The following is a 12,062-nucleotide window of genomic DNA, read 5'->3' as shown; positions in this document are numbered from 1 at the left end:
ACGATCGGCTGGACGGCGAAACGGCAGTTGGGTGGCGGGGCATGGTGCCGTTCCAGCCCGTACAGTATCCGTGCCAACGAGCCCGCCGCTTGTCAGCCGATTCTCATGACATCAATGAGCGACGGTCTCGCGTTTGCCGAGTGGGAGCCGGTTTACGAGGCGATTCTCACGGATCTCGGATTTGAGCGGCGTGCCGACGAGCGTGCCCGTGATGTCGCCGCCGAACTCGTATCGCCGTTTTCAGCCGACCATCTGGCCGACTTCGAGAATGCGACTGTCGCCATCGTCGGTGCCGCACCCACATTGGCGACCGAGCTTGATGCGTTCGATCCCGGCAGCGTTGACGCCGTGGTTGCCGCCTCAACCGCGGTCGAGGTGTTGGCCGCCGCCGGCATCGCGGTCGATCTGATGGTCACTGATCTGGACAAAAACACTGAGACAGCATGCGAGCTAACACACGACGGTATTGGTGTGGCTGCGCACGCTCACGGGGATAACATCCCAGCCGTTCGGGAGTGGTTGCCACAGTTTGATAGCCAGCACACGATAGTGACGACACAGGCAGTGCCACGCGGTTCGGTCAGCAACTTCGGCGGCTTTACAGACGGCGACCGGGCAGCGTTTATCGCCGATGCGTTCGGTGCCAGCGAGCTTCGTTTTCTGGGTTGGGATGTCGATGACCCCACCGTCGAGCCGATGAAAGCACGCAAGCTCCGGTGGGCCGAACACCTGTTGTACTGGCTGGAGCGTCGCCGCGGCGACCGGTTTGGTCTGCTTGAGGGCCGACGTGAGTCACTGACGACCGATCTAACGACTGTGTCGACCGGCTAACCTGTCTCCACAACTTTCCTTACCCGCCCGCCCGTGGTATAGATATGCAACTCCACTGGCACCGCCAGGATCTTCGAGGAACCGACAACCGCTCGCTGGCGGCCGCCGCCGACGCAGCTGCTGCCGATGGAACCGAGCTACTCTCGTTGTTCGTGTTCGACGACAGCGTCTTAGAACATGCCGGCTCGCCGCGCGTCGCCTACCTCGTAGCTGCACTCGCTGAACTCCGTGAGTGGTACCGTGATCGTGGTGGTGACCTGCTAATTCGGCACGGCGACCCGGAATCGGTCGTTGTCGATGTGGCTACAACCGTTGCTGCCGACCGGGTGGTCTGGAACAAAAACTATTCTGGGGTCGCCCGCGACCGCGACACGGCAGTCCGGCAAGCACTTGCCGACGCCGACATCGCCCGCGAGTCGTTCCACGACGCCATCTGTCACGAACCGGGGTCGATCACGACCAACGACGGCGATCCCTACTCGGTGTTTACATACTTCGGCCGGAAGTGGCACGATCGCGACAAAGACGATCCCTACCCGGCACCGACGGCCGACGAGCTCGTCGACAGCGACACCCTCGATGTCGATGCCGGCGAGATCCCGACGCTCGCCGACCTCGGGTTCGACGAGCCGGAGGCCGATCTTCCGGACGCCGGGATGGCGGCCGCCCGCGACCGCCTTGCGGCGTTCTGTGACGACGGGATCTATCGTTACGACAGCGACCGCGATTACCCGACCCGGGAGTCGACCTCGCGGCTCTCGGCCGATCTCACCCACGGCACAATCGGGATCCGGACGGTCTACTGGGCCACCGAAGATATCAAAGCCGACGCGACCGACGACCAGCGCGAGGAGATCGAGGAGTTTCAGTCACAGCTCGCGTGGCGGGCCTTCTACACACACGTCCTGTGGTTCAATCCCGAGGTCGTCGACGAGAACTACAAGGAGTACAAAAACCCGATCGAGTGGGAGGACGACCCCGAGCACCTGCAGGCGTGGAAGGACGGCGAAACCGGGTATCCGATCGTCGACGCCGGGATGCGACAGCTTCGCGCGGAGGGATACATGCACAACCGCGTCCGGATGATCGTCGCCTCCTTTCTCACAAAGGATCTGCTGATCGACTGGCGGGAGGGGTATCACTGGTTCCGCGAGAAACTGGTCGATCACAACACCGCCAACAACAACGGCGGCTGGCAGTGGGCCGCCTCGACCGGGACGGACTCACAGCCGTATTTCCGGATCTTTAACCCGATGACACAGGGCGAACGCTACGACCCTGACGGCGAGTACATCACGAAATACGTGCCCGAACTGAACGGCGTCGATCCCGATATCATCCACTCGTGGCACGATGTATCGTCGCTACAGCGACGAAACGCCGCCCCAGCGTATCCCGCGCCGATTGTCGACCACAGCGAGCGACGTGACGAGGCACTGGCGATGTTTGAGGCGGCCCGCGGCGAGGAGTGAGAAACGGGCACACGCCGTCGGTTGGTGGGTACAGCATTCGTGGTGTTACCTGCTGAGGTCGGTTCAAACACCACCCTGTGTGGTCGCCGCTGCTCAGAGCGTGTCGGCCATCCGTTCGGCAGCGTCCGCAATACTGCCCTCGTTTTCAAGAAACTCAACCGGTGCGTTCTGTTCGCGAGCATACTGCAGGGCAGCCGACCGGTTCAACTGCTGTTCAAAGGCGATTTTTCGCGTGCTGTCGACATCCACAGTATCGCCCTCGCTGCGACGACTGCGGATTGTTTCCGGGGCAGCCTCAACAAGAATGAACGTTGTCGGCGAGAGATCATGTAATACTTCCTCTGGGAGTCCTTGGATATAGCCGGTTTCCGTCTCAACGGCGAGATGTGTCGAAAGCAGCACATTCGTCTGTGTTGCCTCGTCGGCGACGAACTCACCGGCTCGTCGCTGGAGTCGGCGGGTCTGTGTCTGGCTGAGTGTCGCTAACTCCGCACGATCAGTTGTGATCCCGCTGGTCGCCGCCTGTTCAAGCATCACGTCACCGAAATTCAGCAGGGTGTAGCTGTCGTCCAGTGTCCCGCGAACAGCCTGACACACACTGGTGAGGCCAACGCCGGTGACACCAGCAACGATGGTAACGCTCATCAGAAATTCACCTCCTGTTGGTCGTCATGTGACTGACCGATCCCACCGCGGTCATCGTAATATTTTCGTCCGATAAACTCCTCGCCGACAAAGGTCATCAATGTATCGTAGAGGCTATCAGCGGACTCAAACTCGTCTGTTTCACACCGGTCGATAACGTCGCCGATCGTTTTGTTTTCGCCACTGGGCGCGTCAAGAGCTGTACTACCGACCGTCTCCAGAACGGTTGCCCGTGTCGCCGGGAACTGTAGTTTCCGCGCAAAGAGGTCGCGTGTCTCTGGGAGGCGCATACGTGTGACAGGATAGCATCTGGTAAAGCGGTTGTGGTGAGCGAAGCTAGAGGATTACGCTGAGCCACGTCTGCAGATGAGCGCGTAACACGAGCCCGAACGACAGCGAATCAACACAGCGGTTCGGTGTGATTGCTGATCGGGGTCGCTAGCTGTTCACGACAGCCACTCGTCGGGTTTCGTGTCGTAATCGACCTCGTCGGCTTCGATCCGTGACTTGATCGTGTCGTCGAGTTCGTGTTCGGTGACGTCACCACCGTCGTACTGCAGTCGAACCCCGACCTCGGTGCCCGCTGGCTCCCGATTTTGTCGCTGTGCGCGCCGAAGCTCCTTGTCGTCATACTCTGTTTGGATCGTCGCCAGGCTCACCGGGCGGCCCCAGAGCTCAAACACCCGTTTGAGCGTCGCCGTCGCCTGTTGCTCGTCAAGCGCGACACCGTTATACTGGTGGCCTAAGAGCAACTCGCCACGATTTTTGAAGTTGCCGTCAAGCACCACAATCGTCGGCTTGCCGAAGTTCGTGAACTGCAGGAGCAGTTTTCGCTTCACAGCAGCGGCATCGGTGCTGGCGACGCGGAACTCGTCGCCGGCCTGACTGTACTCGTAGGTGAAGTAGTTCCGCTCGCGGACGAACTCGTCGGTGAGAAACTCATCGAGGAATGTTACGTCGTTGTGGCTCTCCCGAACCTCGTACATTCGGCTCCAGCCGGCGGTGCGATCGACATCGGCCAGCGCCTCGGCCACCGTCTCATAGCGGTCGACATCGAACATGTAGCGCGCTCGCTCCTCTAGTGTCGACCGCGAGAGATTACGCAGCGCGTTGCGGTGTTGTGGCCGCGACAAGACGTAGTGTCGCTCGGCCAACCCCTCGTAGGTGAGCAGCTTCCACGGATAGGCCTCGATATCCGGGCCGTCGGCGGCATCGGTATCACCCTCACGAATCGAAAGCGCGCGGTCGACGATCTCGGCGTCGACCCGTGGGTCACCGTCGGCGGCCAGCTCCGCAAGCTCGTCGAGCATTGCGGGGCCGGCACCCTCGATGGCCGGATGTGGCTGCAGCGTGTCGGCAACCTCATCGATGTCGATCTTTGCATGGAAGTTCTCCGGGGTGACACCGTCGACACGGAGCAGCTTGTCGACGACATCCCGCCGGGCGGCCTGTAGCTCGACATGTGTCCAGAGCTCGAAGCCGAGTTTGTAGGGGTTTAGCCCGGGCGAGCCGAGCACCCGCGACATGTGGTCGGCGTACGTGAGGAACTCGTCAGAACCGGCAAACCCTTCACCGCCCATCATGATCGACTCCCAGTAGGTCGCCCACCCCTCGTTCATCACCTTCGTCACCTTCTGGCCCGCAAAGTAGTAGGCCTCCTCGCGGATCGCGTCGATAACGGTCGTTTCCCAGGGCTCGCGGTCGACGGCCTTCCCTGTCTCGGAGTCGTATCGCTTCCCGTGATCCCGCAGGAAGGCGAGCACATCCGGCCGCGGCTTGTCGGGTTCGACACCGCCATCCTGAGACGTAAGCCACTCCTCGTCGAAGACATCGCCCTGCACCTCTTCGGAGAGATCAAGTTCGTCGATCTTTGCCTGCAATTCCTCTCTGGGGTCGTCGCCGTCGCTCGTCGGCTCGATCGCGTCACCATCGCGGGCGGCGTTGACGGGACTGTGCTGGTCGATGGTATCCTCCAGCGCAGAGACCGCATCGATCAGTCGTTCGACTGCCTCGCGGTCGACATCGGCCCGGCGGCCGATCTCCGCGAGCCGGTCGGCGTTGCGGCCCAGCCGGGCGACGGCGTTCGGGCCGTCCTCGCCGCGGTCAGCGTAGAGCCCAAACCAGTCGTTGTTCGCAAAGAAGTCAGCGTGGCCCTCAACGTGGGTGATGACAGCCTTCTGGTCGGCCATCGTGTTCGACTCCTGCAGAAAGGCGTGGCTCGGATCGTCGTTGTTGACGATCTCGAAGGCCTTCCCGAGGCCGTGGCGATCCTTCTTGCGCTGGCGGTCGTAGTTCATCCCCCATCGCCAATGGGGGTAGCGCTGCTGGAACCCGCCGTAGGCGATGAGCTCGTTCATCTCGTCGTGGTCGACAACCCAGTACCGAACCGGGTACGGATCGAGGCCGAGCCGCTCGGCGAGATTCCGGGCCTCGGCGGCCGGCTCGTCTAACTGTTCGGCCTCGCGTTTTGCTTCGAGTCTGTCATCTCTCATGAGTCGGTGTCCTCCGTGCTGAGTATCTCGTAGATCGCGTCGGTCACGTCGTCGGGTCCGGTAACACGGGCGACGGCAACGTTGTCAGTGTCGCCAAGGGCGCGTTCGACCTCCTCGGCATGTCGGGCGTTCTGTGTCGTCCCGCCCGGCTGGGTCTCGACGTAGGCGTGCAGGTTGGCGTCGATCGACCGCATCAGCGGGATCACGTTCTGCTGGGTGTCAGCACCGGCGTTTTCGGAGTCGCCGGCGGCAAACACGTATCGGTTCCACTCGTTGTAGGGGTACTCCTCAAGAATCTCCTCGACGCGCTCGTAGGCACTGGAGATCCGGGTGCCGCCGCCCGACTGGATTCCGAAGAACTCCTCGCGGTCGACCTCCCAGGCCTCGGCGTCGTGGACGATGTAGTGAAACTCAGCGGCGTCGTACTTCCCGGTCAGATACCAGTCCATCGGCGTGAACACGCGCTCGACGAGTTCCCGCTTGGTCTCCCGCATCGATCCAGAGGCATCTCTGATGTTGACGACGACCACATTTCGCTCGTGTTGTTCGATAACCTCGGGATGGCGGAACCGCTCGTCGGCCCGACGGAACGGGATGGTATCGATCCCCTGCCGGCGAATCCGTTTGCCTGCCGGCTCGCGGTCGACCTCGGCCGCAAGCGTCTCGAAATCAGCCCAGCGGGCGACGGATTCGACGGGTTCTCCCCGATCGGCTTCGATCTCGCGGGCCGCGTCGGCGATCCACGCCCGCGACACCGGAATGGATGCCTCGCGGGCCCAGGTGAACACCTCGTCGACACCAGCCCCGTCGACGAACAGCCCCTCGCGAACGTATGATTCGTCGAAATCGGTCGCGAGATGGCGTTTCAAGCCGCGTTTGAAGAACTCGTCGACGTCGAGCGACCCCTGCGGCCCGGTTCGAGCGGTGTCGGTGAAATCACCCTCGACCTCCTCGACGACCTGTTTGCCCTTGGGTTCGAGATCCAGCCCGAGTTCCTCGTCGAGCTCCTTTGCGAACTCCTCGGGATCCATCTCGTAGTACTCGTGGTCGCCGCCCTCTTCGCCCGGCTCGCCCGCCTCGTCGCCGTCATCCGGCTGGGGATCGACCGGCTGGCCGGGCTGTGGCTGGCCGTCGTCGCCTTGGCCGACGCCGCCGACCTCGCGTTGGTCGTACTCGAAGGCCGGCAGATCGACGATCTTGACCGGGATCCGCACCTGATCCGGCCCGGAGCCGCCAAGATCGCCGTGACTGATAAACTCGGTGAGGTCTTCGCGGCGGGCCTCGCCGATCTCGCTAAACCGTTCGCGATCCTCGGGCAGCCCCATCAGCGATCACCACCGTTGAGGGTGGCTGATGTGCCACCACTACCATCTTGTTCTTCCGGCGGCTCACCGCCGTCGGTCGACAGCGTTGCCCACTCGTCGCGGATCTCTCGCATCACTGCGCGGCTGGTGAGCTCCGCCGACGCGCGACTGTATCCCTGATCGACCATGCGCTCGATCGTCTCAGCTTTCACACGCTCGGTCTCGGTGTCAGCCGGGGGGTCAGCCCACTCACCTGGATCGAGTTCAGGGGATCGGCGTTTCAGATCAGCAAGATCGTTCGTTTCGAGAACCGACTGTAGCTCCGGAATCTCGCCGAGTTCGACATCGTCGACGCTAAACTCGTCGCCGCGGTTCCGCCACGCATACCGGGTGAGCGCGCGGATTACCTGCTCGCGGCGGAACTCAGCGACCGGTTCGGTCGGCTCCGTGCCGCGGTAGTCACTTTCGTCGAACTGGCCGAGGGTTTCGGTCTCGAAAACCTTCATCACCAGTCCGTCCGGCGACTCCTGGCCGCGGTCGGTTGCGACGGGCTCGTCGGCATCCCACGCGTAGACGTGTTCGACGTACTCCGCGACGGTCTCGGGCCCAACGGTTTCGGCTGCCAGCGCCGCGTCGACGACATCGGTCTGCTGTTGCTCCCGAACCCGCTCGGCGACCGCGGTGTGGCGGCTCTCGAACTCCTTGACCTCCGCCCGAGAGAACACCGGCGCGTCTGCCAGCCGGTCGACCATCGCGTCCAGCACGTCGTGTGGCGTCACGACCCGCTCAACGGGTAACTCGGGGTGGCTGCGCTCACTTTCCTCGCTTAGTAGGTCAGCGACGACATCGCGTGTGTAGGTGACGGGAATCCCGGTTCGACCGTCGTCGCCGCCAAACGATACGTCATCGGCGGTGATGACCTCGTCATCGCGGCGGAGTTCGCCCGTCTCATACAGCTGGGCCTTTTCAACCAGATCGATACCGGCGGGCAGATCCTCGGTTTCCAGCCGGGTGACGACCGCATACAGCGCGGCCGCGGCGATCGCAAGCGGTGCGAGTTCCCGCTGGCGTGTCCGACCGTCGTCGTCCCGCACGCTTGTTCGGACGGCGTCCCGAACGTGATCGGTGCTGGCACCGATCGCACTACGGGTCTCAGTCTGTCTGTCGCCGTTGGTCGCCTCGACAGCGTCCCCGCTGACCCCCGCACCGGGCACTCCGGTTCGGCCGGTGACCTCGCGGCGAAGCAGGGCCGCCTCAAGCCCGCGGTCGGTCAGATACCGGAACTCGTGGCGCGTCAGCCGGCGTTTCAGTGCCTTCAGCGGGTCGGCACCCTCCTTCTCGGCGTGGCGGTCGAGTTCGGCGTCGAGATCCGGGTTCGAGACGACGATCAGCTGGGTGTCGACATCCATCCCGATTCCCTTGTCGAGCTTGACGCGATTCTCGTCGGGCACGTTGAGCAGTCGCTGCAGCAGGTCGGCGTGCTGGCTGGCGTCCTCGACGATGGTGGCGACGCCGTTGCCCTGCGAGAGCACGCCGTCGTAGCTGAACGCCTGTGGGTTCTTTCGGCCCCGTGAGTCGAGTTCCCGCAGCATCCCGCTCATCCACGAGCCGACAAGGCGCTCCTTGGGGGTGCCGTCGTCCTCGGCGTGGAGGACGCCGATCCCCTGTCCAACGTCGACGACGTAGCTCGTCACCCGGAGGTGGTCGCGGTCGGTCACCGCCGAAAAGAGGTCGCGGCGGCCCTCCTCGCGGTACGTCGACTCCAGATGCTCGTAGGCCTCGCGGCTGAACGGGTCGAGATCGACATCGGCGGCGATGGGGTAGGCTGTCTCGTCGGCCACCGACTCGGCGATCTCCGCCCGGATATCGTCGGGAAACACCGACAGCGGGTTCGCCTGTACCGGACTACGGTACCACGCGGTAGCGTCGCCGCCGCTGCCGTACGACAGCGAGCGCGCCGAGCCCGCGGTGCCGGTCACGTTCCATTCAACGGTGTACCGCCGGCCCTCGTCGGTCTTCGAGAACTCCCGTAGCCCGTTGACCAGACATCGCTTGAACTCTGATTTTCCGGTCGCTGTCGGCCCGTCGATCCAGACGATCTTCTCGTCGTTGCCGCGGCCCGCAGCGGCCGCCCGGAGGTCGTCGACGAAGGCGTTCAGCGCGGCGGTGTTTCCTAACACCGCGTGTTCACCGTCGTTGAACGGGTCGTCGAAAAACCGGTAGCGATCCAGCGTCTCGCCGCGTTCCTCAACCGTGCGGGTGCCCTGCGATTCGATGGCGGCAAGCAGGTATCGTGGCCCAGAAGCGGCGGCGATCGGGTTCGTAAGCACACGGTCGACGTACTCGTCGAGGCTCATCGGCGAGTCGTAGGCCTGTTGCAGTCGCTCGTCGGCCGCCCGCCGAAACGTCTCGCCGTCTGTGGTGTCTGTCATCGCTCAGTCAGCTCCATCCTCCATCTCCGAGCGGGCGACGGCCGCGCCGGCGTACTCAAGTACCTCGGCGGCGCCATCCTCGGAGTAGCCGCGGTCGACGAGGGCGTCGACCCACGCGCCGCGTTCCTCCTCGTCGAGATCCGTCGCCGACACGAGCGCGGAGAAGTTGATGTTGTGTTTCTTGTCCTCCCACAGTTTCCGTTCGAGCGCCCGTCGCAGGCGGTCGTTGTCCTGTGGGTCGAAATCCCGTCCCTCCCGGGCTCGGCGGGAGACCCAGTTCGAGACCTCCTGTCGGAAGTCATCCTTGCGGTCGGAGGGGATATCGAGCTGCTCCTCGACCGCCCGGAGGAACGTCTCGTCCGGTTCGGTTTCTCGCCCGGTCAGCTCGTCGTCGACGGTGGCGTCGTCGATGTAGGCCATGACGTGATCCATGTATTTTTCACCTTGTCGGCGGAGTTCATCGACATCGTAGGCGAGGGCGTGGCGCACGTCCTCGATGGCGCGTTCGCGGTACTCCTCGCGGACGGTATCGAGCAGTCGCTCGTAGCGGTCGAGATCGTCGGCCGCGATCGAGCCGTGGCCGCCGAGATTCGCCTCGAAGTGATCGAAAACGGAGAGCGGCGACAGGTAGGATCGATCCCGATGGGTCGCATCCATGATCGCCTCGGCGATCTCGTCGCCGATGAACCGCGCGGAGACACCCTCCATCCCCTCGCCGATGTCGGCGGACTCCTCGGCGTCCTCCCGGAGCTTCCGGCGGTCGACCTCCTCGTCTTCGAGTTCGCCGTTGTAGACCTTCGCCTTCTCCAGTAGGTCGACCGTCTCGTCGGTCGGCTCTTCGAGGCGGGTCAGTACGCCGAAGAGGCCGGCCATCTCCAGTGTGTGTGGCTCGACGTGGACGTTCGGCACGTCGGCGTTCTGCAGCATCTTCTGGTAGATCTTCGACTCGCTTTCGTACTCTAACACGTAAGGGTAGTCGATCCGCTTGGTGCGGTCGTTGAACGCCTCCATCTTCTCGTCGCCGGTTTTCTCGCGGTACTCCGGCATGTTCGTCCGGCCGACGATCACCTGGTCGATATCGATCCGGGGGTTGTTCTTCGGCTTGATCGTCCCCTCCTGTGAGGCGTGTAAGAAGTCGTAGAGAAACTCCCGCTGGAGTTTGAGGAGTTCCTCGCCGGAGAACAGCCCGCGGTTGGCGTTACAGAACGCGCCGGCGTAATCGAAGGCCCGTGGGTCGGACTCGCCGTAGACGGCCAGCTTCGCGTAGTTGGTGTCGCCGGTGAGCTCGGTTTCGTCCTGGTTTTTCTTGTCTTTCGGCTCGAAGGTCTCGATGCACTCCCGGCGGTTCTCACTGGCGACGAGCCGGATTACCTCGATGTGATTTTCGAGAACGGCTTCCAGATTATCGTCGTAGTGGGCCAACAACTCATCCATGTAGAACTCCGAGGCAGGGTCAAGATGCTGGTCGTTGCGCAGCGTGTACGGCGCGTCGAGAATCTCGTTGAGATCCTCGATGACCGCGGTTCGCTGTTCTTTTGGGAGCAACACCAGCGGATCCTGATTCATCGGCGAGCGGACGGTGTCGTCGCCGGGATCCTGATCGTCGATCACCGAACAGAGGTCGGTCCACCGAAAGGTGTACATCCGGCCGGCGTCCTCGCGGGTGTAGGCCTCAAAGTACCGCCGGGTGAGAAAGTCGAAGTGTGATTTGCCGGAGCCGACGGGGCCAAGCAGGAGCTTGATGCGTTTCTCCGGTCCAAGGCCGCGAGCCCCGGATTTTACCTTGTTGACGAACTCGTGGATCGCCTCATGGATCTCGCGGCCGTAGAAGATGTTCTCACCGTCGTGGAGCGGATCCTCGGCGGCAAGGGCGTACTCGACGAGGCCGTCTGCCTCGTCGTACTGTGTTCCATAGTGGTCGAACATATCAGCGACACGCTGGTGGGCGTTTCGCGCGACCCGTGGGTCATCGTACAGCGTGTCGAGGTACCACGTGAATGAACGGGCCTCCCGAAGGTCGTCAGGAATCCCCGTCCGATACTCCTCGCTGAGTCGTTCAAGCGTGTGTCGATCTGTCATTTGTTTGTGAGCTCGGAAACGGTGGCGATCCGACAGGTCACCGTGGTTGCTATCGTTCTTGGCTGCCGGTGTGACAACATGGATATTTCGACAGCCGCATGGCTCATCGTCCCGACTCGGTGTCCGCACATCACGACGAGCAACAGTTCAACAGGAACCAACACGGCTGGGTGTCGTCTCGACCCGCATCCGATGCTAACTGTAAACTGGGGATTGACAGCAATAAGCATGTCGCATGGTACCATGCTCTTATCCAGCCTTCCCCCAGCGACCACCATCGACATGGCACCGATACCGGCGGCGACAGGCCTTGTTGAGCTATACCTGCGGTCTGCGACGAAACAGTGGTGATGATCACCAACACACCACTCCTGTTGGTACGTTTCAGCGGGGGAATCCTCCAATATATCCGTTTCGCGACCCAAGAACGGATATGGTTGAAGAGACAACTGGTGACCCGGTCACGGAGACTGACTGTCCAAACCCGGTCGCACTGTCGATAGCTGGTGGTGCCGTGGGAACGATCACCGGCCTCAAGCGCGGCGGTATCCCAGGGGCGATCACTGGTGGGCTTGTTGGCGGAACCGTTGGCTATGTGTCTGGTGCCGTTTCGGACGACCCAACAACCGTTGTTGAGAATCCACCAACCGACAGCGATCCGATCAGTATCGATCCCACAGAGGACACAACGACAGAGACAACACAGACAGACGACGCCGATGACGATGAGGACGGACATGCGGATGAACATGACGACAGTACCGACAATGCAAGCGATGACGCAGATCACGAGTCCGACGCCTAACG

9 protein-coding genes are annotated in these 12,062 nt (G+C 62.6%); 3 read left to right on the top strand and 6 right to left on the bottom strand.

Translation table 11 applies throughout. The features are described 5' to 3' along the window. The first annotated feature begins 114 nt into the window (after positions 1–114). Together DP106_RS04260 and DP106_RS04255 are read left to right on the top strand one after the other, a co-directional pair. Positions 115–831 (top strand): 6-hydroxymethylpterin diphosphokinase MptE-like protein, encoded by a 717-nt coding sequence (locus DP106_RS04260; RefSeq protein WP_120083625.1) that lies wholly within the window; start codon positions 115–117, stop codon positions 829–831. Between the two features lie 44 nt (positions 832–875). Next, the gene (locus tag DP106_RS04255) at positions 876–2,303 is read left to right on the top strand and encodes a cryptochrome/photolyase family protein (protein WP_120083624.1); all 1,428 of its coding nucleotides are present in this window, start codon (positions 876–878) and stop codon (positions 2,301–2,303) included. 93 nt (positions 2,304–2,396) lie between these two features. Here DP106_RS04255 and DP106_RS04250 read toward each other — a convergent pair whose 3' ends face one another. From DP106_RS04250 to DP106_RS04225, 6 genes are all read right to left on the bottom strand, one after another. Then, complete coding sequence (locus DP106_RS04250) at positions 2,397–2,948, bottom strand: adenylate kinase (protein ID WP_120083622.1); 552 nt, start codon at positions 2,946–2,948, stop codon at positions 2,397–2,399. Further along, positions 2,948–3,238, bottom strand: coding sequence for a DUF5789 family protein (locus DP106_RS04245; protein WP_120083621.1), 291 nt, complete (start codon positions 3,236–3,238; stop codon positions 2,948–2,950). The genes DP106_RS04250 and DP106_RS04245 overlap by 1 nt, the downstream gene beginning before the upstream one ends. Before the next feature lie 156 nt (positions 3,239–3,394). Continuing rightward, entirely contained in the window at positions 3,395–5,440 is a 2,046-nt protein-coding gene (locus tag DP106_RS04240; protein WP_120083619.1) for a SpoVR family protein, read from the bottom strand. Beyond that, the gene (locus tag DP106_RS04235; RefSeq protein ID WP_120083618.1) at positions 5,437–6,765 is read right to left on the bottom strand and encodes a DUF444 family protein; all 1,329 of its coding nucleotides are present in this window, start codon (positions 6,763–6,765) and stop codon (positions 5,437–5,439) included. The genes DP106_RS04240 and DP106_RS04235 overlap by 4 nt, the downstream gene beginning before the upstream one ends. Further along, the gene (locus DP106_RS04230) at positions 6,765–9,176 is read right to left on the bottom strand and encodes a kinase anchor protein (RefSeq protein WP_120083617.1); all 2,412 of its coding nucleotides are present in this window, start codon (positions 9,174–9,176) and stop codon (positions 6,765–6,767) included. Before DP106_RS04230 ends, DP106_RS04235 begins: the two co-directional genes overlap by 1 nt. Positions 9,177–9,179: 3 nt before the next feature. Further along, on the bottom strand, positions 9,180–11,255 hold the full coding sequence (locus DP106_RS04225; protein ID WP_120083616.1) for a PrkA family serine protein kinase: 2,076 nt from the start codon (positions 11,253–11,255) through the stop codon (positions 9,180–9,182). Positions 11,256–11,688: 433 nt separating this feature from the next. On the opposite strand from DP106_RS04225, the gene DP106_RS04220 reads away from it, so the two are divergent. Continuing rightward, positions 11,689–12,060 carry a hypothetical protein gene (locus tag DP106_RS04220; RefSeq protein WP_120083614.1) on the top strand — a complete coding sequence of 124 codons (372 nt, stop codon included), beginning with the start codon at positions 11,689–11,691 and terminating at the stop codon, positions 12,058–12,060. The last annotated feature ends 2 nt before the right edge of the window (positions 12,061–12,062 follow it).

Origin of the sequence: Halonotius pteroides, from assembly GCF_003605635.1 — an archaeon.
In the GTDB taxonomy this organism is placed as follows: Archaea; Halobacteriota; Halobacteria; order Halobacteriales; family Haloferacaceae; genus Halonotius; species Halonotius pteroides.
The sequence above is the reverse complement of the archived record's forward strand: the minus strand, read 5'-3'. Positions and strand labels throughout refer to the sequence as shown.